General features: G+C 32.7%; 21 protein-coding genes. 16 read left to right on the plus strand and 5 right to left on the minus strand.

Features of this window, described 5'->3' with window-relative positions; translation table 11 throughout:
• Window positions 1-29: 29 nt before the first annotated feature.
• The gene (gene gldA / locus ACKTTV_RS01015; protein ID WP_408028941.1) at window positions 30-923 is read left to right on the plus strand and encodes a gliding motility-associated ABC transporter ATP-binding subunit GldA; all 894 of its coding nucleotides are present in this window, start codon (window positions 30-32) and stop codon (window positions 921-923) included.
• A 14-nt stretch (window positions 924-937) separates the two neighbouring features.
• Here gldA and ACKTTV_RS01020 read toward each other — a convergent pair whose 3' ends face one another.
• Window positions 938-1,420 (minus strand): hypothetical protein, encoded by a 483-nt coding sequence (locus ACKTTV_RS01020; protein ID WP_408028942.1) that lies wholly within the window; start codon window positions 1,418-1,420, stop codon window positions 938-940.
• A 371-nt stretch (window positions 1,421-1,791) separates the two neighbouring features.
• Between ACKTTV_RS01020 and ACKTTV_RS01025 the strand changes: the two genes are divergently transcribed.
• Window positions 1,792-2,166: a hypothetical protein gene (locus ACKTTV_RS01025; RefSeq protein WP_408028943.1), complete on the plus strand. Its 375-nt coding sequence runs from the start codon at window positions 1,792-1,794 to the stop codon at window positions 2,164-2,166.
• A gap of 119 nt (window positions 2,167-2,285) precedes the next feature.
• Here ACKTTV_RS01025 and ACKTTV_RS01030 read toward each other — a convergent pair whose 3' ends face one another.
• From ACKTTV_RS01030 to ACKTTV_RS01045, 4 genes are all read right to left on the minus strand, one after another.
• Window positions 2,286-2,753 carry a cupin domain-containing protein gene (locus ACKTTV_RS01030; RefSeq protein WP_408028944.1) on the minus strand — a complete coding sequence of 156 codons (468 nt, stop codon included), beginning with the start codon at window positions 2,751-2,753 and terminating at the stop codon, window positions 2,286-2,288.
• Between the two features lie 347 nt (window positions 2,754-3,100).
• On the minus strand, window positions 3,101-3,541 hold the full coding sequence (locus tag ACKTTV_RS01035; RefSeq protein WP_408028945.1) for a nuclear transport factor 2 family protein: 441 nt from the start codon (window positions 3,539-3,541) through the stop codon (window positions 3,101-3,103).
• Between the two features lie 108 nt (window positions 3,542-3,649).
• Window positions 3,650-4,672 carry a helix-turn-helix domain-containing protein gene (locus ACKTTV_RS01040; protein ID WP_408028946.1) on the minus strand — a complete coding sequence of 341 codons (1,023 nt, stop codon included), beginning with the start codon at window positions 4,670-4,672 and terminating at the stop codon, window positions 3,650-3,652.
• A 140-nt stretch (window positions 4,673-4,812) separates the two neighbouring features.
• Window positions 4,813-5,337 carry a hypothetical protein gene (locus ACKTTV_RS01045; RefSeq protein WP_408028947.1) on the minus strand — a complete coding sequence of 175 codons (525 nt, stop codon included), beginning with the start codon at window positions 5,335-5,337 and terminating at the stop codon, window positions 4,813-4,815.
• A 302-nt stretch (window positions 5,338-5,639) separates the two neighbouring features.
• On the opposite strand from ACKTTV_RS01045, the gene ACKTTV_RS01050 reads away from it, so the two are divergent.
• The 14 genes from ACKTTV_RS01050 (at window position 5,640) to ACKTTV_RS01115 (ending at window position 26,763) form a co-directional block, all read left to right on the plus strand.
• Entirely contained in the window at window positions 5,640-6,215 is a 576-nt protein-coding gene (locus ACKTTV_RS01050; protein ID WP_408028948.1) for a DUF4255 domain-containing protein, read from the plus strand.
• A 4-nt stretch (window positions 6,216-6,219) separates the two neighbouring features.
• Complete coding sequence (locus ACKTTV_RS01055) at window positions 6,220-7,278, plus strand: hypothetical protein (RefSeq protein ID WP_408028949.1); 1,059 nt, start codon at window positions 6,220-6,222, stop codon at window positions 7,276-7,278.
• Window positions 7,279-7,302: 24 nt separating this feature from the next.
• Window positions 7,303-9,252, plus strand: coding sequence for a phage tail sheath family protein (locus ACKTTV_RS01060; RefSeq protein WP_408029066.1), 1,950 nt, complete (start codon window positions 7,303-7,305; stop codon window positions 9,250-9,252).
• A 95-nt stretch (window positions 9,253-9,347) separates the two neighbouring features.
• A complete protein-coding gene (locus ACKTTV_RS01065; RefSeq protein ID WP_093670042.1) occupies window positions 9,348-9,791 on the plus strand; it encodes a phage tail protein in 444 nt (147 codons plus the stop codon).
• Window positions 9,792-9,882: 91 nt separating this feature from the next.
• On the plus strand, window positions 9,883-10,323 hold the full coding sequence (locus tag ACKTTV_RS01070; protein ID WP_408028950.1) for a phage tail protein: 441 nt from the start codon (window positions 9,883-9,885) through the stop codon (window positions 10,321-10,323).
• A 2-nt stretch (window positions 10,324-10,325) separates the two neighbouring features.
• Window positions 10,326-10,490, plus strand: coding sequence for a DUF5908 family protein (locus ACKTTV_RS01075; RefSeq protein ID WP_408028951.1), 165 nt, complete (start codon window positions 10,326-10,328; stop codon window positions 10,488-10,490).
• A gap of 10 nt (window positions 10,491-10,500) precedes the next feature.
• On the plus strand, window positions 10,501-11,232 hold the full coding sequence (locus ACKTTV_RS01080; RefSeq protein WP_408028952.1) for a CIS tube protein: 732 nt from the start codon (window positions 10,501-10,503) through the stop codon (window positions 11,230-11,232).
• Window positions 11,233-12,978, plus strand: a complete 1,746-nt coding sequence (gene vgrG, locus ACKTTV_RS01085) for a type VI secretion system tip protein VgrG (RefSeq protein WP_408028953.1) — start codon at window positions 11,233-11,235, stop codon at window positions 12,976-12,978. It begins immediately after the preceding gene.
• A 301-nt stretch (window positions 12,979-13,279) separates the two neighbouring features.
• On the plus strand, window positions 13,280-13,570 hold the full coding sequence (locus ACKTTV_RS01090; protein ID WP_408028954.1) for a PAAR domain-containing protein: 291 nt from the start codon (window positions 13,280-13,282) through the stop codon (window positions 13,568-13,570).
• Window positions 13,571-13,865: 295 nt separating this feature from the next.
• The gene (locus ACKTTV_RS01095) at window positions 13,866-14,276 is read left to right on the plus strand and encodes a GPW/gp25 family protein (protein ID WP_093670032.1); all 411 of its coding nucleotides are present in this window, start codon (window positions 13,866-13,868) and stop codon (window positions 14,274-14,276) included.
• 17 nt (window positions 14,277-14,293) lie between these two features.
• Window positions 14,294-17,608, plus strand: a complete 3,315-nt coding sequence (locus ACKTTV_RS01100; RefSeq protein ID WP_408028955.1) for a baseplate J/gp47 family protein — start codon at window positions 14,294-14,296, stop codon at window positions 17,606-17,608.
• Window positions 17,596-20,334 carry a hypothetical protein gene (locus ACKTTV_RS01105; protein ID WP_408028956.1) on the plus strand — a complete coding sequence of 913 codons (2,739 nt, stop codon included), beginning with the start codon at window positions 17,596-17,598 and terminating at the stop codon, window positions 20,332-20,334. Before ACKTTV_RS01100 ends, ACKTTV_RS01105 begins: the two co-directional genes overlap by 13 nt.
• 11 nt (window positions 20,335-20,345) lie before the next feature.
• Window positions 20,346-24,356 carry a PKD domain-containing protein gene (locus tag ACKTTV_RS01110; protein ID WP_408028957.1) on the plus strand — a complete coding sequence of 1,337 codons (4,011 nt, stop codon included), beginning with the start codon at window positions 20,346-20,348 and terminating at the stop codon, window positions 24,354-24,356.
• Window positions 24,343-26,763, plus strand: a complete 2,421-nt coding sequence (locus ACKTTV_RS01115) for a contractile injection system tape measure protein (protein ID WP_408028958.1) — start codon at window positions 24,343-24,345, stop codon at window positions 26,761-26,763. The genes ACKTTV_RS01110 and ACKTTV_RS01115 overlap by 14 nt, the downstream gene beginning before the upstream one ends.
• The last annotated feature ends 139 nt before the right edge of the window (window positions 26,764-26,902 follow it).

The raw sequence follows: 26,902 nt of genomic DNA on the forward strand, positions 1-26,902 counted from the left end.
TGGTGTAATTTATATGAAATCGCTACAATATGTCGATACAACTTACTTCAGTAACAAAAAAATACAATACACAAACAGCTGTAAATAATATTTCTTTTTCAGCTCAAAGAGGAGAAATTGTAGGTTTTCTAGGTCCTAATGGAGCTGGAAAATCCACAACAATGAAAATGCTTACTGGTTATATTAAGCCCAGTGAGGGAGAGGTATTGGTTGGAGGAGTAAATGTTATTGAACATCCAATAGATGCTCAAAAGAAGATTGGTTACTTACCAGAACACAATCCGTTATATTTAGATATGTATGTTAGAGAGTATTTACAATTTCATGCAGCGATACACAAAATTGAAAAGACTGAAATAGAAACTGTTATTGAAAAGGTAGGACTTATCCCTGAAGTTAATAAACGCATAAAACAATTATCAAAGGGATACCGACAGCGTGTTGGTTTAGCAGCTGCGATTTTGCATAATCCTGAAGTGTTGGTTTTAGATGAGCCAACGACTGGACTCGATCCGAATCAATTGGTTGAGATTCGTCAGTTGATCAAAGAACTAGGAAAAGATAAAACAGTATTATTGTCAACACATATTATGCAAGAAGTGGAAGCAGTATGTGATAGAGTTATTATTATAAATAAAGGTGAATTAGTAGTTGATAAAACTCTAAAGGAGCTTAAAACAAGCAGTAAACAGGTAATTCGGGTAACCTTTGATTATAAACTAGAAGAACAGTTTGTAAAGAGACTACCAAATATCAGTGCTTTCAAAAATACAACAGAGAACAATTGGATTTTAGAGTTTGAGACAACAGAAGATATGCGTCCTGTTATCTTTGATTTTGCTCAAGAAAACGGACTTAAAATTCTTGGTTTAAATTCTGAAAATAAAAATCTAGAAAACTTATTTCAAGAATTGACAAAGTAGTTTTTTATTCGCTGTTACTTTATACGAACATACTTTTCAATGTTATAATGGTTTACGTTAAGTGACGTTACCTTCTCAATTCCTTTAGTAACTAAAGTGTCTCCTTGTATGCTATATTCAAACTCAAAAGTATTGTTTTCCCATTCTCGAAAATTACAAAAGTCTAAGTGTTCAATATATTTATGAGGAGTTATGCCACATCTTCCTCCTCCTGAAACAAAAATTGACGTACTATCTTGTTTAAGATCATGCCTTAAAAAGGCAAAATGTGTGCTATTAATAATTTTTATAACTTCTTGATTAGCTGTGTAGTCAGTAATAGTAGTGTCTTTTTCTTTAATAATGGTCCCGGTCAATAATTTCCATGTTCCAATTAAGGCAGTTTCATTTGTATTTTCTGATTTATGAGTCTTTGAGCTTTTTTCGCATGAAGCTAGCAATAAAGTGGAAAGAAATGCGAGTACTTTAAGGGGGAATAAAACGAATGATTTTTTCATGGATTGTTTTCTTTATAGGATAGCTAATATATAAGAAGGGTTAAAGAAAAACCTCATTTATACAAGCTTTAACAGGATATTAAGGATTTACCACGTTGGTCTAAATTTTTGATTTACTGATTTTTGACTCTTGGGGAAGAGAATTGATTATCAAACTAATTAAACATGATTACCCTTAAGAGTGTTACTTGTTAAGTTTTTTTCTTCTACGGATTTGTTGTTTTGTTCCTGTTAATTAGTGTTTTATGGATGTTTTTTAATAAGGTGATTAAAAGTTTTTCATCTTTGAATTGTAATCATAAACTGTTATGATGCAAGGTGAAACCCGAAAAGCCTATTTAAAAAGAGTAGGGAACTTAAACTTTATAATTATGGCACTTCAAGCACCATTTTCTATTACTATTAATCCAAAGAAAGATGTTTTAGATATTCATCAAGGAAAATTAATGACAACCTTAAATGGACATCATATTCATCCAAATGGAGTTTATGAAATTACCTATGCGTCAACAGTAAAATATCATAACAATGAATATCCAGTTGATAAGGTTGTTATTTACAATACCAACAATGCTTCTAAAGGGTGGTTTTACACAGTTGATACCTCGAACGATTCTAGTAATCCGTTAATTATTAGAACAGGAGCTTACGGAACAGATCATGATAAGCTGTATGCTTTTATTGTTGATGTTACATCTTCAGATAATACTGGTACTGGTACACTAACTGTTACACAAATAGCTTAAACTTGGCAAATATCATATTAAATAATGGCCTCATACATAGAGTTTCTTATGTATGAGGTTCATTAATATTCTATATCTAATAGGATAAATGGAAATGTTATTGAGATGGTTTTAATAAGCTAAAGCTCTTTTACACCATATTCTTTAGATAAAATAGGGCATTGTATTACATGCTGATCTATTTCGTTAAGTGTTACTCCTTCTTCTACAATTTTCCCACTTCTTAGAGTCATTTCTTCTATGCCAGCTGAGCTATAAAACAATAGCATTCTTGCTATTTTTTCACTATTGTTTTTAAATCCGCGTATCTCCTTTGGAGGGCAGGAAACAAAATCTTCTTTTCTAGCGATAATTTCAGCGTCCTCCAAATAAAAAGTGATTTCTCCTTCTAAAATAAAGAAAGCTTCATCTTCTCTGGTGTGTATGTGTAACGGAGCTCCTTGCCCAGGTTCTAATATAACTTCCATTAAAGAAAAGCGATTTTCTGTTCTTTTTCCGTCGGCAATAATTCGGTATAAATTACCTGTTGATAGAACTTTTACTCCTTCATTCGCTCTACAATAGAATGAGTTTTTAGTTTTTTTCATAATCGTAGTTTTGGTTGAAAATATGAATAACTGAAAATTGACATATTTGCTGTTTTCGTGTTCTTTGTTGCAAAGATGAACGATATATGAAAATTTTGAATAGGATATATTTTGAGAAGACTGGTACTTTTATAGTTTAAAAACAAGTTGTGGCTTGATAGTTAGTGTTTTAACTTTTTTCTCGTCAGTCCTTTTTGTCGAGCCAGCTAAATTTACATCATCAATATAGAGTATTAATAGGTGTAATTTCGATATTTTCTTTTTCTCATGTTCAGGCAAAAACTCGAACACAAGTCAATCATAGTACAAAGCCCATTTTAAACAAAGAATATCTTAATAATATGGGGTTATTTTTTATTGCTTTTAGAAATAGACCTCCATGTGTAGCTTTTTTGAACAATTTTCCAACTACCTTCATATTTTAAGAGTAAAAAGTAATCCGTAAAAATTCTCCAACTAGGAATTACGATTTCGGCCTTTGCCATAGCTGCATTATTTTCATAATCAATACTAATAATTCGCCCAATTCGATTGTTTTTTCGTCCTTCTTTTACATTAGATATATAGGTTTTCCCCGACCGAATCCATAGACTGTCATTAGTTATAGTATATAGATTAAAATCTGGGTGAAAGGCTTTTTTAAGTTTTTGAGGTTTACCGTTGGCGGTACCATCTATGTAAAGCATTAGGGTTTCTGAAATTTGTTGAATTTCTGAAGAGCTACTTTCTTGACCAAAAATTGTTATACATATAAAAAAGAAAATAGTTGTGAGTGATATAGTTCTCATTTGAAACGATTTTATGTAACAAATGTGCAACACCTAATCTTAGAATAGATATGAAATGATAAAGAAGTAGTTCGGATTTATAAAATAAAACTAAAAAGCTATTGAAAATTAGGTTTTTCGGTATTCGGAAGGTGTCTGCCCGATGACTTTTTTAAAGGCGGAAAAAAATGTGGATTTTGAGTTAAATCCACTATCATAACCAATACTTTCAATGGTGTAATTCTCTTTTGAAAGCAAAAGTTCTTGGGCTTTTTGTATCCTTAACTCGTTAATAAATGTTGAAAATGACTTATTTAACTTTTCATTTAGGTATTGTGACAATACATGTTTGGATATCTTTAATTCTTTAGCTACTTTTTCAAGAGTAATATTGGGATTTAAAAACAATTCTTTTTCTTTAATTTTTGGAAATCCTTCCCTTATTTTTTCCAATAAACTTTCGTCAATGTCTTTATTTTCATACCTCCCTTTTTCTTCAAAGAAAGAGCTGGTTTTGTTGCTCTTGAAAATAGTAAGCAGAATAATCAAATAAAGAACAAAAGAAAATGATAATGCACCTACAATATATGAGGTATAAGGAGCAATAAGATAAGCTAATAGAATAAATATAACACCAAAGTAAATACTTAATATCCAAATGTCGATGTTTTTAATGCGACCCTTAACTTTAATTTTTTTTAGAGATGGCTCTATAAATTTGAAAGAAAGAATTATATAGATGAACCATTGAAGATAGATGCCTTTTACAATCCAACGAGCCCAAATAAATCGATGTTCTACATAAGGATAAAAAATACCTAAAGTTGTTATTCCAATAAAATAGGGAAGTGTATGAGCTTGCCAATTGAGTTTGCCTTTATTGGTGTGATTTTTTAGATACAAATACAAAAACGGTCCAATAAGAATGCAGGCAGATAGTCCTATTTGAATAAAAACGTTGGATAAATTCGGATTAAAATAAAAAAATACAGATTTAATAATTCGGATACTCAAAACTAAAAGGAGTAAGGCCAAAAAGTAATTTGAAAAGTTCTTCTTTTCTGCCTTTAAAGCGAAGTATATTGAAAGTAAAAAACCATTGAATGCTCCTAAGGCACTAAAAAAGAAGGTTATTTCATTGCTAAAGCTCACTATGTTGGTTTCATTTGAATTAGAGCTAAATTAATATAAAATAAGACTATTTGAACTTATATTTTAAAAGATCACTATTCTAACAATAGATTTAGACATTGTAAAGAATCATTTTAATAGCAGTTTACTGTAGATCAAATTTAAAGACGTATCTTCAATTCATGAGCTTTATACCCAGTTTTTTCTTCCATAAGGTTTAGAAATTCAACAAAGCCAACAGTTTGTTGAGGTATTGTTATTGAATTCACTCTTGAATAGATTTTTAAATTACTTGTTATGATATTGAATTTTATATTTTCAATCTCATTCCATGATATGGTCGACTTCGCGTTGTACCAATTTGTTCTGGTGATTCTTTTTTGATCAAAAACTACCCCAAAATTATAATACCATATTAGGACAGTAACTCCCATTCCTAAAAACAAAAGTACGGTAAGAGGTCCAAGTATATAGATTTCGGTATTCCAGTGGGTAATAAGAAAGCCCAAAATAAATGAAGCAATAAAACAGCATAAAAAACCAAGCCATTTATAAATACTATTTAATTTTAGAAAGAACTTGCCATGAACATTTTTACGTATTCTTTTTTGCGATTGTAAATTAGAGTAAATCAAAAGCCCTCCCATAATTAAAGGAGTTATTAAATATTTTAAAATAGCTTCCATTCCATATTATTCTATAATAAGCTCGAGTTGATGATTAAATAACATTTCAATCTAATCATTACAATTAATTAAATACAGGTTCAGTTATAAATAAAAAACCACAAACAGGTTTTTTCCCCTTTTTAAAGTCAAAATTCACTCAAAATAATCTAGGGGAAACTACTTTTTGAAAAGAGATTTTCATTGCGAATTTTCGGTTTCAGTCGAAGTAATTTTACCATGTATTCAAAATGAGTCATTTGCTAATTAGTAAAGTATACACGTTTTGAAAGGGGAAAACAAACTAACCAAACTAACTACCAATGATTTTTGAGGTATTACAAATCATTACTGAAGATCTAAACGATTACCTTGGCGAAAACGCAGTAGCCTTGTCCAATATTGCAACAGCAGATGGAGAAGGAAGTTCACCAGGAAACAGTCCTGATATTTCGCTGAGTTTAATCAATCTTCAGGAAGAGTTTACCTTAAAAAACACTCCAAATAACTATACCAATGGAACTTCGGTGAGTTATAAAAATCCAAAAGTTTACCTAAACCTTTATGTACTATTTAGTGTTGATAAATCAACTTATACCGAATCCTTGAAAAGTCTTACGAAAGTTATAGAGTTTTTCCAAGGAAAACGAGTGTTTACACATAACAATACCAATTATGATGGTATTGATGGTTTGGGCGATTTAAAGAGTTTTAAGTTTATTACGCAATTATATACTCCATCATTTGAAGAGCTTAATTATATCTGGGGAACCTTAGGAGGAAAACAGTACCCTTCATCTTTATATAAGGTAACATTATTAGAAATAGAAAGAGATATGATCACCCGTGAAGGTACTGTCGTGTCAGGTATTCAAAAAGATCCATTTATTAAAAACTAAGGCTATGTATAAAACGGTATTCGACTTTAATTTATATCACACTTATTTTTTGGATGAAGGTGAAAAGACATTTTTCCAAACCAATGGATCTGTAAGACTGCCAGAGGAAGATCGTAAAGCTCTTGAAAGAGAGTATAAGCTAAAAGACTTTTTAAATATTGTGCCTACCACGAGCACTATAAAAAAACTAAAAGATCACCGACTTTTTATACGAGATCATTCAAAAGGTTTTCGAGTTTTGGCAGAAACTAATGAGCAAATAGCATTAGAAGGAGGCTCAGAAGTAAGTCGTTATAGCCCTGTAATTCCTTTAGACGACACATTAAATCTTACTTTTTATTTAAAAGTACATGATCCATATTTCTATAATTATTCAAATATCGTTGAAAAGAATACTTCACAGTTGTATTTATTGACTAATAAAGATTCTAGTGCTATCAATATTTTCAGGGCTACTTCGAAGGAAAGAAAGTGGAAGAAGTTTTTAATAAACGAAAGAGAAACAAGAGCATTGGTTTACAATTTAGAAATAGAAAATCAAAAACAATTGCTTGTTCCAAACTTGGTTTCCATTGATGTTATTCAACAAGATGAGTTAAATACGATAGAAACAAAAATTGAAAATGCACAATCGTTAACAGATACGGAGCAAGAGGTAATCGATACTCTTAATGCGGCTATTAAAGTACTTAAAAATAGAGGAATTGTAGGTGTACTTCAATTACAAGCAAAAGGAGATGATAACACTGAGTTTACTGAGAACATAAACGTTAAAAATCCGAATAATCAACAGTTTGATCTCATAAAACAGTGTTTACCTAAAGTATGTCCAGATTTTGAAGTGTTCATGAATAATAGAGAAACATTTTGGAGGTATAAAGAATTACAAACTTCCACAATAATGACTACTAAAAGAAAGAAGCCATTAACTAAAAATGGAAGAGTTGAAATTGAAAACCAAGATGTACTTCCTCAACCACAAGGAGATTATTTTTTCCCGAACCCAACCCCTGAGATTATTATTAAAGAAGCACAAAAGTATTATTCGGAAGTATTTATATAAACCAAAATTTAATTAAAACTAGTAATTATGTCAGCGTACAAAACACCAGGAGTTTACGTAGAGGAAATAGTTAAATTTCCACCTTCGGTAGCTCAAGTAGAAACAGCAATTCCTGCTTTTATTGGTTATACTGAAAAGGCAACTAATAAAATAAAGGGAGACTTAAAGGGAGTGGCCACTCGCATAAACTCTATGTTAGAGTATGAAAATCTTTTTGGGGGTGCCAAAGCGGAAACAGATATCGAAGTATTCGTGGAAGACGGAAAAGTATCGGTAAAAGCTCCTGATGCAGCCAACAGATCACCATTTTTAATGTATAACAGTTTGCAAATGTTTTATGCAAATGGTGGAGGGGCTTGTTATATAATTTCAGTAGGTAGATATGGTGACGATTTAGATGCTAATGATACACAGGTAAGTAGTGTGTCATTCAATACACTAAACGACAGCCTTGCCATTGTTAGAAAAGTAGATGAACCAACATTATTACTATTTCCTGACGCAACAGCAATAAACAACGATAATGATTTTTACTCTTTATACAATAATGCACTAATGCAGTGTAAAGATTTACAAGATCGATTTACAATTATTGACACTAGATCTTATGATGCTGAAAGTGTTACAGATCCGAATATTGCAGCTTTAAGAAACACTATTTCTTCGAACAAAGATGAAATTAAATATGGAGCGGCTTACTATCCGTTTATTGAAACAATTTTAGATTATAACTACGACGAATCTGAAATCGATGTAACCATAAGTACTGCCGCGCCAAGAAATGTACAAGCAGAAGTAAAAGCCATTTCAGATGCTATTGATACTACAGATTTAGGAGGATTATTAACGGATGTTAATGATTTGTCTACCACCATTAATGGATTTACAGGTCCAACAGCCACAGTTGATGCTGATTCTGTAGCTCAAGTTCCTAACATCATTGGAAAGATTAATGACATTAAAAACGTTTTAGGTAGTTTAGAAACTAATTTAAATAAGGCTTTAGATTTAGCTAGAGAGGATGGATCAGCTACTTCACAAGCAAACGATCTTGATTCTTGGATTACTAATGAATTGGAGGCAATTCAAGTAGATTTAAACAAAGCTATTGATCGTTTGAACAGTGATGACACGCAAACTAAAATCTTAAATGAGATTTCAGATTCGACTGCCAGTGACCCATCATTACAAAGAACATTGGGAACACATACGGCTTCAACGGATTCGATAGTTGATAAGATTACAACTTTAGTCGCTTCAGGTGAATTAAAAACTCTTATTGACAACCTACCAACTGCAAGTGGAAGCGCGACCGTTAAAAAACTGAGTGATGTTAAAAACGATAACAACCAGTTATACAATCAAATTACAGCAGAAATAGCAAACATTCCAATGGTATTACCTCCAAGTAGTGCTATGGCAGGTGTTTATGCTAAGGTTGATGCTGATAGAGGGGTTTGGAAGGCACCAGCAAACGTAAGTTTAAATTATGTAATTAAGCCTACAGTTCAGGTTTCTCATGAAGATCAAAGAGATTTAAATGTTGATACTCTAGCAGGAAAATCTATCAATGCGATTAGAACTTTTATAGGAAAAGGAACCTTAGTTTGGGGAGCAAGAACTTTGGCTGGTAACGATAACGAATGGCGTTATGTGCCAGTGAGAAGATTTTTTAACATGGCGGAAGAGTCAATTAAAAAAGCTACAGAGCAATTTGTTTTCGAGCCAAATGATAAAAACACTTGGGTAAGAGTGAAGGCAATGATTGATAATTTCTTAACACTTCAATGGAGAGCCGGGGCATTAGCCGGACCAACACCAGACAAAGCATTTTATGTAAGTGTAGGATTAGGTGAAACAATGACTGCACAAGATGTATTAGAAGGAAATATGATTATTGAAATCGGAATGGCGGTAGTTCGCCCTGCTGAATTCATCATCTTGAAATTCTCTCATAAAATGCAAGAAGCATAATTGAGGTATTAGTGTTGAGCATTGAATACTCCAATTCAAAATTAAACACTCAACACCTAAAACTTAAAAAATAACATTTAAAAATTAGAAGAATCATGTCACAAGCATATCCAATTCCAAAGTTTTCCTTTAAAGTAAATCACGGGGGAACAGAAATTAATTGTACAGAAGTTTCAGGTTTAGATTTTCAGAATGAAACCATCGAATATAGAGGTGGAGCTGATAGTGAATATCATAAAACAAAGCAACCAGGAATGTTTAAATACAGCAACATTACCATCAAAAGAGGAACTTTTGTTGATAAGAGCAAGCAATTCTACGATCAGTGGGCTAAAACAGTTTACTTCCAAGAAGATGGTGAAAAATTTAGAGGAGATTTGACCATTAGTTTATTAGATGAAAATGGCGATCCAGCCGTTACTTGGAAAGCACAGAATGCTTACGTAACTAAAGTACAGCCAACAGATTTAAAGGCAGATGGAAACGAAATAGCCATTGAAACAGCAGAGTTCGTTCATGAGAAGTTAACTATTGTTTAATGCATCAAAATATCTAGTCGATCAATGAATTGATTTAAAAATTGATAACTGATCACTGTTTATTAAACATTGAATATTAAAAACAATAATAATGGCTAATTACTATCCACCGGTTGGATTTCATTTTACGGTAAAGTTTTCAGATATCGCAAATAAAAAACACGATCATCGATTTCAAACAGTTTCTGGTCTTTCAGTAGATCTGGAAACTGAAGAAGTCGCTGAAGGAGGTGAAAATCGATTCAAGCATAAAATTCCGGTCAGAACCAAATACCCGAACTTAGTTTTAAAACGTGGAATGCTTATCGATTCTGGCGTGATTAAATGGTGTCGAAAAGCGATAGAAAACTTTGACATTCAACCGGTGGATTTAACCATATCACTTCTCGACGAAAAGCAACAAGCCTTGCAAACTTGGAAAATATCGCATGCTTATCCAATCAAATGGAGTGTAGCCGATTTAAATGCTGAGGAAAACAAGGTAGTTATTGAAACAATTGAATTATCATATCATTATTTCACAGTGAGTTAGTTATGGCAATAGAAATTAAAGAATTATACATTAAAATCAATGTAAAAGAAGGTCCGAACAAAGAAAGTTCAAATAGCGGTCAAGAAACAAAAGACAATAAAGAAGCTATTATTTCAACATCAATTGAAGAAGTAATGGAGCTTTTAGAAAAGCAAAAAGAACGTTAAGAGTTAAGTCATGAGCGAAGGTAAACTACAAAAACTGGTAATACGATGTTATAAAGAAGATAGCTTTGATCAGAAAGATGAAATCAAAGAGCTTCGTTATACAGCATTACTGAATCCTGAGAAATATACACAGTCATATAAAACTGAGTATAAAACCGAACAAGCATCGGGAAATAGTAATTCTGATCCTAAGTTTACAAGGTCTTTGCCTTCAGATTTAGACTTAGAGTTTCTTTTTGATAGAACCGGAGTTATTGCTCACTTTGGAAATGATAAAGAAGCAAAACAAGATGAGAAATTCTATAAAGATCATGGTAAGGGAATAATCGATGATATTGAAAATTTTAAAAAAGCAGTTTTCGATTATAATGGGGATAAACACAAACCAAACTATTTAAAAATCATCTGGGGTTCGCTCAATTTCAATTGTTTATTAACCACACTTTCGTTTGAATATAAGTTGTTTAAATCTGATGGAACTCCTTTGAGAGCTATTGCAAAAGCAAAGTTCATAGCGTATATCGAGCCTGAAAAAAGAGTTGCCGAAGAGAACAATCAATCACCAGATTTAACGCATTACAGGATAGCCAAGGCTGGAGATACCTTGCCTTTAATGACCTATAAAATTTATGGAGATTCGAAGTATTATTTGGAAATAGCCAAGCTAAACAAACTGAGCAACTTTAGAAAGCTGACTCCAGGACAAAAATTATTTTTTCCACCCATTGCAAAAATCTCATAAATGAATAATAGCGGCGTTATAGCAACATCAAAAAGTCCAGATTTAATTACCTATAAGTTATTAGTGGAAGGAGAAGAATTGTCTTCAGTATACCAAGTGAAAAGTATTTTGGTAACAAAAGAAGTCAATCGAATTCCAACGGCACAAATCGTTTTGATTGATGGCGAAGCGGCTAAAAGAGATTTTGAATTGAGTAATGAAGAATTATTAATTCCTGGAAAAAAAATAGAGATAACTGCGGGATATCATTCTGATGAAGAAACCATTTTCAAGGGAATCATTATTAAGCACAATTTGAAGATTAGATCGAATACAACACATCTAATTATTGAATGTAAAGATGAAGCTGTGAAAATGACCATTGGTAGAAAAAGTAACTACTACTTTGAAAGTAAAGACAGCGAAATCTTTGAAGAAATTATTGGGAAATATGGTTTAGAAAAAGATGTTGAAGCAACTAATCAGAAACATTTAGAATTGGTACAATACAATACTTCTGATTGGGATTTCATACTGTCAAGGGCTCAAGCAAATGGTAAGATCTGTATTGTAGATGATGGTAAAATAACAATAGCAAAACCTAATGTTTCTCAAAGCGAAATTGAGACCATCACTTTTGGTGCAACCTTACTTGATTTTGATGCTGAAATCGATGCAAGACATCAAGTTCAAAAAGTAGCTTCCTATGGTTGGAACTATGCTGATCAGGAACTTTTAGAGATTGAAGGAAAAGATCCATCAGTTAGTTTGAATGGAAATCTGTCAACAAATGATTTAACCGAAACCATTGGTTTGGAGAGTTATGAGTTGAGGCATGGGGGAGCGGTAACTGATACTTCATTACAGGATTGGGCAGATGCGAAATGGTTATTTCAACAGTTAGCAAAAGTTAGAGGAAGAGTCAAGTTTCAAGGAATTCCAGCGGTAAAACCTGATACTATTTTAAAATTGGAAGGCGTAGGAGATCGTTTTAATGGGAATGCTTATATCACAGGGATAAGTCATACCATAACAGAAGGAAATTGGGTGGTAAATGCCCAGTTTGGATTGAATCCGGAATGGTTTTCAGAAACCTATGATATCAGTGCACAGCCAGCTTCAGGATTAATTCCAGCAATTGCTGGTTTGCAAATAGGAATTGTTTCACAGTTAGAAGAAGATCCAGATGGAGAGGAACGAATCTTAGTTCAAATACCCATTATTAATAATGAAGAACAAGGTATTTGGTGCCGTTTGGCGCTACTTGATGCAGGAGAAAATAGAGGAACTGTTTTTAGACCTGAAATAGGTGATGAAGTAATTATAGGATTCATCAATCAAGATCCAAATAATGGAGTGGTTTTAGGAATGTTACATAGTAGTGCAAAACCTTCTCCAATATCTGCTAGTGATGACAATCATGAAAAAGGGATTGTTACTCGAAGTGATATGAGAGTTGTTTTTGATGATGATAAAAAATCAATAAATATCTCAACACCAGCTGGGAAAATTATCACACTTGATGAGGATGCAGGAACAATTGTAGTTGAAGACGATAACTCAAATAAAATAACTATAGACAGTAGCGGGATACTTATGGAAAGTGCCGGAGATATAGCTTTAAAAGCATCGGGGGATGTTTCAATAGAAGGGACAAATGTAAGTATTGCTGCTAATGCCGAATTCAAAGCAGAAGGTTCAGCGGGGGCAGAAGTGTCAACAAGTGCTATTGCCGTATTAAAAGGCTCACTAGTACAGATTAATTAATGTAGTGTTGAGTTATGAATGTTGAATGTTGAGTTTTTAATAAGGTATTTCTGGTAATAACTAAAAATTTAAAACTCAAAATTAATAATTAGAAAAGGGGTAATGCTAAGTGATGAGTTTTGAGTTGTAAGTTGTTGATAGGTAGTGTTTTTTGATGGTGGTTTAGACTTGAAAAGGAGTTTGTCATGTCTAGTGATTTTTAGGACTAGAAGGAATAAAAATTTTATCGAGACATATTTAATGTAACAATGTATCAATTCATAATTGAGCATTCATAATTAACAATTAATAATTAAAAAAAATGGGGAATCCAGCAGCGAGAGTAAATGATATGCATGTATGTCCAATGTCAACAGGACCTGTTCCACATGTGGGCGGACCAATCTTACCCGCGGGTGAACCAACAGTTTTAATTGGAGGAATGCCAGCAGCAAGAATGGGTGATATGGCAGTTTGCACGGGGCCTCCAGATACGATAGTTGCAGGTTCAGGTACTGTTTTGATAGGAGGAATGCCAGCCGCACGAATGGGTGACTCAACAGCGCATGGAGGAACTATTGTAGCAGGTGAACCAACAGTATTAATTGGATGATTTATCAATGAGTTAATGTAGAAATGGATCAATGTAACAATGTAAAAAGGCTATGTGATGAATTTTGAGTGTTAAGTTATTGACAAGTAGTATTTCAAATGACAACTCAAAATTAAAAGGAATTTGTCATGTCGAGTGATTTTTATGACTGGAAGGAGTAAAAATTTTATCGAGACATATTTAATGTACTAATGTAGAAATGTAACAATGAATTAATGTACCAATTCGTGATTCGTAATTGAGTACTCGAAATTAAAAACTCATAATTCATAATTAACAATTCGTAATTAAAGAGATGGAAAGTAAAAAAGCATTTTTAGGAACAGGTTGGGGATTTCCACCTGAGTTTAGCAAAGGAAGAAATGAAGTGATTATGACTTCCAATGAAGAAGATATTCAAAAGAGTCTTCAAATTCTGCTAACTACTCAGCTAGGTGAACGTGTAATGCTTCCTGAATATGGATGTAACCTCGAAGAATTACTTTTTGAAAAACTGAATAGAACACTAATTACTTATGTAACTGATTTGATTAGAACAGCTATTCTATATCATGAACCAAGAATTGATGTTTTGAAAATAGACATTTCCGAAACGGATACACTTGAGGGAAAACTAATCATCTCAATAGATTACATAGTGAGAGCAACCAACTCAAGAACCAACTATGTGTTCCCATTCTATAAAGAAGAAGGAACTAATATTTAACCAAACAAACCAAACTGATGTGTAATACATGTTGTCATATAGATAATGTCATTTTTAAAAGAAACGGGACCAATCAAAATGATCGTTTTCAAGCGTCATTGAATCCTGATAACGTGCAATTGCATGACTTTACGATTGAAGATTGGTTGTTGTTTGCATTTCATTTTGCACAACAGGTGAATTATTTTTCGCCAACCAATGCAGAGCAACCTGAAGGGAATTGGCAATCGTTTTTTAACCTATTGAATACTGCTGAAGGAGAAATTCCAAATAGAACAACAAAAGAGTATGTAAAATTAAAAGTGGCTGTAGCTGAAGTGCTGAATGAATTTGAAAGTAATGGGGGGTTAACGCCACACTTAACCTTGTTCGTTTGTTTTCTAAAACTATTAGAGTATTCAAAAGAAAGATTTAATTCTTTAACACAAAGACATCTTTCTTTCTTTTACAAAGATATTTTAAGAATAGAAAAGCTGCCAGCAAGGGAAGATCAAGTTCATGTATTGTTCGAACTGGCAAAAAAAGCATTAGAAGAGGAGATTCCTGAGAATGCTCAATTAGATGCAAAAAAAGATGTAAATGGAGGGAACTTAGTATATAAAGTTGATAATAATTTCGTAGTAAATAAAGCTACTGTTGCGAGTTTAAAAAGTACTTACAATGATATTTACGATGGAGAGTTTAAATATAGTGCTATAGCTAATTCATTTGATGGGCAAGGAAAAGAGCTTCCAGAGAGCTCACCATTCTGGTTGCCTTTTGGATACAATTCTTCAGAAAAAAATTATGACCCACTTCCAGACGTAAAACTTGGATTCAGTATCGCTTCACCAGTTTTAGCAATGAAAGAAGGGGTAAGAAATGTGTGTATTACGATTAACTTTAAAGAAGCAATTACTGTCGATGGTCTTACTCCAGACAAATTATTAGAATGGATTCAGGTTTCCTACAGTACTCAAAAAGCATGGCAAGAAATAGGACTATCGAAAACAGGTTTAGCCCTTCATGTTAAAGGAACACAAGCGTTAAAATCGACATTCATTAGTACAACGCAATTACAATTAGTGTTTTCAGTTGATAAAGATTTACCAGCTATTGAAAACTATAATGAGGAACGCTTAAAAACTCACTTGAAGACAGAGTTTCCTGTAGTACGTTTTTTATTGAAAACGGATAGCAAAGAAGGACACGACTTTTTTAGACGCATAGTAAAAAAAGCCATCTATAAAATAAAAATAAACGTCGCTGTTTTTGATGCAAAAGAGCTACAGATGGAGAGCGATTTTGGAATTTTAAATCCAGCAAAACCGTTTATGCCATTTACGAGTCAACCAATTAGAGGAGGGGCTTTTCGTATCAATTATCCAGAAGTTTTTACTAAAAAATGGAGTGATATTGCTATTTCAGCAAACTGGATGAATACACCAACAAGTTTTGTAAGTCATTATAACGCTTATAAAAAATCATTTTTAAGTAAGATTAGTAAAACCAATTATGTAGACGCTCTTTTGATGGAAGAAGAACCTTTAAGAGAAGCAAATCAACCTACAAATGGCGTAACACCTTCAATAAATGACACTACAAAAAAGTTAATTGTAAATAAATCAGACTTAATAATTAATTCTGATCAAGATTTTAAAGCGACTTCGAGTTTATATTACAAGGAAGACTGGAAAACTAAAGACAAAAACGTTGTCTTATTTAAAAAGAATAATGGTGTGTTTCAGTTGAACACATCTTTTAAAAATACAGAATCAGAAATCGATGAGAATTCTGAATTAAAACTAACATTAAATCAATCCTTCTTACATTCACTATATCCAATGTTGTATACATTGGCTTTTACCGCTAACAATGATCAGGCACCGATACCTAACCAGCCTTATACACCTCTTATTGAAAGTATTGAAATGTCATACGCCGCAGAAGAGGAAACAAACTTAGAAGTGCTTGAATCAGATGCTTATGAAACAAGTAGAATCCAGTTGCATCATAACGATGTGTTTGGTGTTTATGAGGAGCATAGTTTCTTAAAGGAGCAGGCGAGGAAATCTTCAATTATCGCCCAAAATACTTCATGCTACTTGGTACCTGATTATTGTCATGGTGGTGAATTGTATATTGGAATAAAAGATGTAGAACCATTGCAACAGGTGTCGCTACTAATACAAGTTTTAGAAGGTAGTGAAAATCCTAATGTAGATACTTTTGTTGGAAAGCAAGGTGTTTCTTGGTCTGTGTTATGCGATAATTACTGGAAAAAATTAGAAGATGAGGTACTGGTAAATGAGGTAGATAACTTTTTGAAGTCAGGAATAGTACAAATTAAAATTCCAGAACAAGCAACGACTACAAATACTAAGTTTTCTGAAAACTATGTTTGGTTACGAGCTAAAATGCACAAGAGTTACGATGCTGTTTGTAAGGTTTTTGGAGTGTATGCCCAAGCCACAACAGCTACTTTCTCAAATAAAAACAATGAGCTTTCTCATTTAGAGAATGGACTTACAGCGGAAACTATTTCAAAATTAGTGACTAGAATTCCTCAAGTAAGAGGGATTCAGCAGCCATTTAATTCTTTTGGGGGAAGACCAGAGGAAACCGATTTGAAATACTACCAACGTGTAAGCGAAAGACTTCGTCATAAAAATAGAGCGATTAATCTTTGGGATTATGAACATCTAATATTGGAAGAGTTTCCAGAAGTGTTCAGAGTGAAGTGTTTAAATCATACTTCAAAAACATCATTTATGTCGCCAGGGAATGTTTTGGTGATTGTTATTCCAGATATCATCAACAGAAATGTATTTGATATTTATGAACCAAGGTTGAGTCAAACAACACTGAATGATATAGAAAAATATGTAAATACCTTAAATGGAAAGCAAGTAGAAGCATTTGTTGATAATGCGCAATATGAGAGAATTCATGTTGAGGTAAAGGTGAAGTTTTATCCTCAGTTCGATGAAAACTTCTACAAAATGAAACTACAAGAAGATATTACCAAGCTATTATCACCATGGGCTTTTAATGAATCGGAGAGTATTGAATTTGGAATAGAGTTGAATAATAGTAGTGTCATCGATTATGTTGAAAAATTATCGTATGTGGATTATCTAGTGTCTTTAGAACTAGCTAAAATTTCTACGGAAGATGATATTAAGTTGGCAGAAGGCGATACATCTATTTTGGAGAATTTAACGTTTGAGAAAAAGCTTTCTCCATCGAGTCCAAAACACATATTAGTGTCTTCAAAAACGCATACGATATCAACTAATGTTCCCACATGTCATCAAATTAACCTTCAAGAATCAGAGCAATGTCTATATTAAATCAACATATAAGTATTCCTAAAAATGTCAGTACCAAGGACGACTTAGATTATTACTATTTAAGGCAAATAGGTATTGAGTATATCGAAAAACTTGGTGGTAAATTATGGACTGATTTTAATTCTCACGATCCAGGAATTACCATCCTTGAAGTAATCTCCTATGCAATTACCGATTTAGGGATGAGAATTAATTTACCTATTGAAGATGTATTATCATCTAATAATTCTGGCGATTTTCATGAGCAGTTTTTTAAAGCTTCAGAGGTATTACCAACAAGTCCCGTTACTGAAAATGATTATCGAAAATTGTTTATTGATATTCAAGGGGTAAAAAATTGTTGGTTGACTGTTCATGAAAAGCAAGTATTTGCTGACTTAAAAGAAGGAAAACTTTCATATGATTCTGCAGATACAAGTCATTTAACTACCAATTTGAAAGATAACTTTTGGTTAAAGGGACTCTATGATGTTTATGTAGATTATGAAGACGGAACAGAAGAGATTGTAGATGATATAAATGATGAAATTAAAAGACGTTTTCATGCCAATAGAAACTTATGCGAAGATTTAGTTTCTATAAAACCGATAAACCAGTACCCTATTAAAATTTGTGCTGATATAGAAGTTGAAACTACAGCTGATGAGGAAAAAATTCACGCACTTATTTTGAATGCAATTGATAACTACTTTTCTCCTTCAGTAAACTTTTATTCTATCCAGCAAATGCTAGATAAAGGGTATGGATCTACTGAAATATTTGATGGACCTATATTGGATAACGGATTTATTGAGAACGAAGAATTGGCGAAAGCCGATTTGACAAATGAAGTTCGATTATCAGATATTATCAAACTGATCATGGCCATTCCAGGAGTAAAACACATCAAAGAAATAGCTATGGGTGATTGTGCTCAAGAAGCTGCGATGTTAGATGATTGGTTGTTGTGCATGGGCGATTATCAGAAGCCAATGTTATGTGATAAAAGTGTTTTTAATTATAACAAAGGAGTATTACCATTAAGTATTAATAAAACCAAAGTTGCTGAGTATTTACAAGAGTTAAAAGATGAGGAAGAAGAAAAAAGAGTAAATGCGAGCGAAAACAAAACTTTTACACTACCTGAAGGTGAAAAATATAACTTAAGAGATTACACTTCTATTCAAAGTGAATTCCCTTTAACCTATGGAATTGGTCCAGAAGGTTTAATTGATACACCAACAACTGAGCGCGTTGCGCAAGCTAAGCAGTTAAAGGCTTATTTGACTTTTTTCGATCAAATTTTAGCAAGTTACTTCAAGCACTTGGAACAAGTGAGTGATTTACTTTCAGTAAAAGGAAATTTGACTCAAACCTATTTTACACAAGCTGTTAAGGACATAGAAGGGCTTAATGACTTGGTAACGGATTATGATGTAAATAGTGATAGTACACTAACACAAACTTTGTTTGAAAAACAAGACAATGATATTGAACGTAGGAATGCACTTTTAGATCATTTACTATCAAGATTTGCAGAGCGTTTTTCTGAATACACTTTTATTATGCGCGCTATTTATGGTGCGAGTACTGATGAAATGGTATTGAGAAATAAAGAAGATTTCTTGAGTGATTATAAAATAACAAGTACTAATAGAGGAAATGCAGCAAACTTGCACAAGCAAGAAGAAATTAACTTATGGAACACAAGTAATGTAAGTGGAACACAGAAAAGGATTGCTAGATTATTAGGAATTAAAAATTACAATAGAAGAAGTCTTTCACAGCAACATAATGTTGAAACGTACACACTTATTAACTCTGATAACGAAAGAGTATATCGTTGGAGGTTACGAGATAATAATCATAAGATAATTTTATCGGCTACTGATGAATATTATGATTTATCATCTGCCAACAGAGAAATCTACTTTGCGATATCACAAATCATTCAAACTTCAGAAGAAAAGATAAAAGAGGTATTTGAAAATCCTTTAATCATAGATGATGAGTTGGTTATTGATAATATTCAGATACATCAATCAGACTCTGGTAAGTATTCATACGATATTATAAATCCCAGAATAACCAGTCATCACAATCCAGACAGAATCATTGCAAAAAGATTCAATTATTACGAAAAACAAGATGAGTTAAAAGACTCTATTCTTCAATTAATTCAATTCTTAAAAAACGAGTTTTCAGAAGAAGGATTATTCGTCGTTGAACACATGTTGTTAAGACCAGATGTTACTGCTGATATAGTAGATAAAGAATTGTTTTTACCCATTAGTAAAGAAGACTGTCATCAATGTGAACCAACAGATCCTTACTCTTATCGGGTTAGTATTGTGATTCCAGGGTACACATTTCGTTTTATGAATACCGACTTCAGAAATTACATGGAAAAGATTATTAAAGAAACATTACCCTCTCATATTTTACCCAAAATATGTTGGATAGGGTACCGAGATAATGAAGTTCAAAATGAAGAAGACAATGACCTTTTGCAATTTGAAAACGCCTACCGAAAGTATTTATTTGAAAAGGCAAAAATTCAGAAAGAACCAGAAGAAGGACAAACTGATCAAGATCAGCCACCATTAGAACTGAAAACATTTATAGATAAACTAACTAAACTTTCAAACGTATATCCTACCGGAAGATTATTTGACTGTAGTGATGATGATAATGAATCATTATCCGGAAATATAATTTTAGGAAAAACAAACTTAGGATCACTTTAAAATTACGAATCATGGCTACGAAACTTTCAGATATAACAACAAACTACCGCCGATTTTCACCAAATCAAGTATTAACCGAAGGGCAGCTAAACGAAATAGTAAACTATTTTGATGATCAAGATCGTCTATCCAGAATTCTTTTGAGTGGAGTTGGATTATTATGTGGTTTTGAAGTGAAATTTTTCCAACATAAACCTTCGATATTTATTTCTCAAGGTACCGGAATTACGACAGATGGAGACTTAGTGAAGTTCTTTGAAAATATAAAAGGTGATAATACGCTTCTTAGAAATGGAAATGAATACTTGTTTTATCGATCACATAATAACGAGGAAGCCGATTATCAAAAATATTTCTATGATAATGGTGATCAATTAGAGATTTATGAATTATTTACTTCAGATCAAAGAGATAGTTCGAAAACCTTAACAGAGGAAACGAAAGAGTTAAAAGAACTTCTTGATTATGGACAAGGAGATGATGATTCATCAGATTTTCAAAAAATACCTGTAAACGATGCTGTTATTTTATTGTATTTAGAAGAATATGATAAGAAAAAAGATCTATGTGTGAGTCTTTCGTGCGATAACCAAGGTCTTGAAGTTAGTAGTAATTTGAAAGTGCTTTTGGTGAGAAGTGCTGTTGCTCAAAAGATAATGCGTTTTGATACCATTAGTAAACGACCAAATTTATCAACAAGCATTTTAAAGAGTTTACCTGATTTAATTGCGAATCGCGTATTAATGCAGCCTCAAGACTTTTCGGATTATGAAGAGTTGAAAACTGTATTTAGCAAAGGTAGTTTTAGAAATGAAATTGTAGGACGAACTTTAAAGGCATATCAACAATTATTTTATGGACTAAACCTTGCTTCTTGGTATAACGCATTTGAAGAACGTTATAAATTTTTGTTTCAATTTAGTGATGGAGAGAATATTCCACCCGATTTTCAATATAGATACGATGTTTTAAAAGATATTATTGATACTTACAATGAGTTGAAGAAGGAAATCCATTGCGTGGAGTATCATCTTTCTTGTACGCCAGATATTAATGCGTTCCCTAAGCACATTATGCTTGGGAAAATCACTGAAGAAAAAACAGGTGTGTTTAGACATAATTTTTACAAGTCGCCTATTTTTAAGCAATGCACAAAAACATACACCAAGTTTACATCACCAAGATTTATAGAAGATGAATTTAATCGTGAACAGGTTTTTGATTTAGAAGCCACCTTAAAACTATTATATCAAAGTCAGAATTTACAACAAGTAAAACTGTATACGCTGCTTAAAAGAAGTTTACAATTACTACTCAATTACAATGTCAATTTTACCAATATAAGAGTAACACCTTCTTACGAATTAGGAGCTTTAAGTAAAAAAGCAATTCCTTTTTATAATAATGTAGGTCAACATCTTATAAACCTTTGGGATATTGAAAAAACAGTAATAGATGAACAAGGAAAGAATCGAAGTTATCACACCCAACTACTAGATGAAAAAAGACCTTTGGAGGTAACTATTGATGCCGATTTTTATAGAATTGAAGGGCATCAAGGAAAAAATTATAAAGAAGTAGTAAAGGAGTTACAAACTATCCGTTCTAAGTATAACTTAAGCTTTAACATTGTTGCTTTAAAAGTAAAGGCTACTAGAGAGCAAAGTAAAGACTTTTTGCACCAGTATACTGAGCAGTATTTAAAGAGAAATCATGGATATGAACATAAGGCCGGAATAGTACCAGGAGGAACCTTTATCTTAATTTATATTGATAGCGAATATGATGGTTACCCTTATCCTTATGGATATGGTTATCCATATTATTATCCAAAAGCTTTAACACTTTCAGGCGATTTTGATGGAATGGAAGTGGAAAAACCAATCGAGGTGTTAACACCTGTGGTGGCAGATTTCTCAATTCCTTATTTATGTTGCGATGAAAACTTAATTGGACTCAGTTTACCAGTTAAAGAATTATGTTTTGATGAAAATACACCTGCAATTCCATTTACAGTAATGCCTAAAAAAGGGTATGTCGAAGCGGAAGTAGAAGAAGGCTTAAATGGAGGTGTGGTTTATAATGAGCAAGGTGAATTTGTTTTTGATCCGAAATTGGTTTCTTCGGAATTATATGGAAAACCTATCAAATTTACAGTGAACAACTTTGAAACGGAGTGTGCTATTATCGTTAGTCGACGACCTGAGTTTAGCTTTATCGTCGATACCATTTCAGAACCAACACCTGATAGAGAAATTAAGGTAGTTTTCAGGATAATTACGAGTCCAAATCAAGATGACGTTGATTATACATGGAATTTTGGAGATGGATCTGACCCGCTAACATCATCGGAAATAGTAGTTTCTCATACTTATAAGCTAGAAGAGAACAAAGCTAGATTCAAGGTTCGTTTATTTGGAAAGAAAGATCGTTGTTCGAATCAGTTTTCAGAAGATATTTTGTTAGAAATTCCAGAAGTGGAATTAAGTCTTCCAGATGATCATGTTTGTTTTGATGATAACACAATTCCATTACCGTTTAATGTTAAACCAAGAGGAGGAGTTGTAGAAGCTATAGTTAGCGGTGAACTCAATGCTGGTGTTGTTAGGTTAGACGGAAGCTATTTCTTTGACCCAAAATTAGTGAGCCCTGATTTACATGGCCAACCTATTGAATTTACTGTGAATGGTTTTGATACCGATTGTATAATTTCAGTTTCACCAAAACCTAATTTTGAGTTTATGGTCGAAACTCTTGGAGAACCGATTGAAGAGACTGTGTTGGTGACGTTTTTAGTAACACAAACACCTCCTATTGATGGAACGGAATTCACTTGGGATTTTGGTGATGGAACTCCAACCAAAACTACGACAGAAATTAGAATATCTCATAGGTATACTGTGTCAAGAGGTCTTATTAGACCTATAGTCACCGTAACAGCAAAAGCAGGGCCTTGTCGCAGTGAGTTTTCTGATACGATAGTGGTAGAATTACCTAGACAAACAACTGTGTCTATTGAGCCAAAAGAGTTTTGTAGAACAAGAAATGAAGTGCTCCCATTTGTGATTTTACCACCTAATGCTATCGTAGAATTGGATGGTGAAGGTGTGGTAAATGTAGAAGGACGATGGGGATTCAATCCAAGTTTAACAACCTCATCTAGCGTTACAGTTATTGTTGATGGAACTCCAAGTAATTTGGTTATCAGTATTTCTGATCTTCCAGTTCCTAGATTCGATGTAACCATTGAAGGTGAAAACTTAGTACTTGTAAATAACTCAGACAATGCAGACACGTATTTATGGAATATCAATGGTATAGAAACGGAAAAAACTACCCGACATCGAATGGTAATTCCATTGAGTGAAATACCAAATTCAGAAGAAGGAATTGTGGTTGCATTACAGACAGTAACTGAAATTTGTGGAGTTAGTGAAAAGTTAGAAAAAACGATAAAGAGAGATAAGTGTTTAGATGAAATCAATAATTATCTTGAAACTATAGGGGCCGAATATGAGTCATTGATACCTAATTTTGAAGATAAATTAGGAAGGATTATAGCTGGTTTATGGAATAGTTATTCAGGTACATTGTCTAAACTAGAAACACTTAGAGATAATCTAGAACAAAATCCAAATATTACCATTGATTTTGTAAACTTCTTTGGAGGTGGAGTTGAAGGACGTTTAACAAAATTCCAAGAATTAGAAAGAGCAACAATCAATATTGAAACAGAAGAGGATAAATTGGCTTTAAGTTTCTTAGGAAGAGCCTATACCACGTTATTCTATTTACTATGGTGTTGTGCAGGAAAGAGAGAAGGATTCAATTTCGAAGCAATAGCAGACCTAGAGGGAACTTTACAAAATTTCTTAGTAGCAGCAGCTCAAAACGATTTTGATATAGATAGAGAAAACATTCTAAAACCGTTTTTAATCAGGGTTAGAGAAGAATGTGATCAAACAAGAATAACAAGTTCGGTTAATAAAAGTTTAAGCAGTTTAAATTTTGGTATTAGATAATTCACATATCATTCATAAAGTTTTTGTAGAGGTTGATACCGATTCTCTATCAAGTGGAAATCAGTTTAAAGATTCTTTCTTGGAGTATTTAAAGGATAAAATTTTACCACTGTTAGATACCAAGTTAACTGAAGTTTCTGCGAAAACAGAAGGGTTTCAAGTTAGAATACCTCATCTAGAAGTTGATGTTTCTATAGATAAGTCTAATAACTTTAGAGGGATTGAGTTGGATGTTGTGACAAAAGTTGAACAACGTGTTGAAAAAACTATCGAAAAGGACTTATTACAAGAAAATAGTTTTGATGAGCCCGTTTTGATTAGTTCTAGTAAAAATAAGGAGCAATTATTTAAAGAGTTTTTAAGAACAGGTGCATCTCCATGGTGGGAGTTAAAAAATCTAACAAATTTTAAAAGTGAAGAATTTCTTGAGTTTGTAAAACCAGCATATTTACAGAGCATTGAAGTAAAAGAACGTTTCATCAAACAATTTGATAATGATTTTCTTTTAAAAACGGTTTTAAGGTTCAATAAAGACATTCAGGAAAAGACGAGTTCAGGAATAACTTCTGATAAAGTAGAGAAAATCTATACTCACATTATTGAAAAAGTTACGGATGTTAAGCAACGTTTTTTGGTTTGGGACATTTTGTTGTCCGAGTATGTTAATGCAAAGGGAATTGTTAGTCTTCGAGAGAAATTGAAGGTGTTTCTTCATAGATTTTTGATTCAAGAGCTAGAAGCAGTAAAGCTTGAACAGTATAGCAATGATTCTGTAAACCAGTTGTTAAAGTTGTCGAACGATACGTCTTTAAGGTTTTATGATGAAGTAAAGAACATTGATTCGAAAAAGAGTAGACTAAAACTTTATTTGATAGATAGAATTCTAACCACGGAACAATCTATGGATGCTTTAGTGCAAATTCCTGAAGAAATCAACAAGCTTCAAAAGGAATTGAAAGGAATTGAAAGGAAAATTAAGCTGGAAAATAAGGAAGAAAATAAGACTGAGTTGTCATTCCAAGACAAAGCTGTTAAGAGTAAACAGGATACTGTTTTAGATAAAACCAATTCTGGTGAAAATAATATAGAAGAAACCAGATCTGCAGTAGAAAATGCTGGTGAAGAAAAGGAGTTGAATTCGAATGTTTCCGAGAATGAGATTAACGGGATTGTCCATAAGTTGAAAGCCTATGGAGCTTTTATGAGCGAGTTCGATAAAGAGTTGTCAATACTTAAGAAAGAAAATGTAGCTATTACCTTAAATGGAATAAAAAAGTTACTAATTGAAGAATGGGGCCCTTATTTTACTCCAATGAAACTAGAGAGAAATTTTAGTGATGAGAAATTTCAGATCTCTCTTTTTGAGTTAAATAAATTGGTGGAAACCCTTGATTCGATAGTCATAGAAAACAAAAGCCTTCTTCGAAAAGATAAAGAAACAGAACAAAATAGATTCGCAAGATTAATCGCTTTGATAAATGAATTGAATCAAGAAATTAAAAGGAGTTTGATTCAGTTTTTAGAAAATGATGAACGAGATATTGACCTGTTAGAGTTTTTTGGTTCTGATAAAGAGTTAGTCTCGGAAATGCTTCCAAAGGAAGTAAATCAAAGCTCAAGCTTTCTGCAGAAAATAAATCCTTTTAAAAATAAAAATGGCAAGAATGAGGGAGGTGAAGATGATAAAAAAGAAGCGGCTTCTGAAGAACCAAGAGATTCGATTCAATCTCGTATAAAAACGGAAAAACACTTGAAAGAAGTGGTACAGGGAAAAGATACTAAAAAGCACGAAACAAATCAGGGGTCGAGTACTGATAAGATAGTCTTAAAAAATGAAGAGCTTTTTCAGATAGAGCAAGGAATCTTCGGTTCAGAGAATCATGAATCTTCAATTTTAAACTTAGAATTAAAACCTGAAATGTATGTCGAAAACGCAGGAGTCATTTTAACTCATCCATTTTTAAAATTCTTATTGATCAATAGAGAACTTTATGATGAAGAAACTCAAAAAATAACAAATCCTGAAAAAGCAATACACCTTATCCATTTTGTAGCTACTGGAAAAGAGCAGGATTTGGAAAGCAATATGGTTTTTGAAAAAATCATCTGTGGAATATCTCCAGATCAACCTATCAATCGGTTCATTTATTTATCTGAAGAAGATAAACAAGAGGCAGAGAATATGATTCAGGCGGTTTTATCAAATTGGGAGAAAATGAATAATGCATCTATCGATTTATTGAGATACGAGTTTTTCAATAGAAATGGAAAGCTAACAACAGGTAAGAAAACGGTTTCCTTAAAAATAGAGAGAAAACCACAGGATCTTTTATTGAATAAAATCAATTGGAATATGTCGATGGTAAAATTACCATGGTTAACTACAATGATTCAAGTTGAATGGTAGAAGTCTAATGTCTAAGGTTTAAAGCCTCAAGCTGATAGGATAAAAGATGAAAGTAAAAAGCTAAAAACGAGATGATATAGGTAAAAGTAGTTGGTAGTTATTTAAAATAATTGACTTCACGTTTACCTCAAATAATACT

The organism is Tenacibaculum xiamenense (assembly GCF_964513065.1).
Lineage (GTDB): Bacteria > Bacteroidota > Bacteroidia > Flavobacteriales > Flavobacteriaceae > Polaribacter > Polaribacter xiamenense.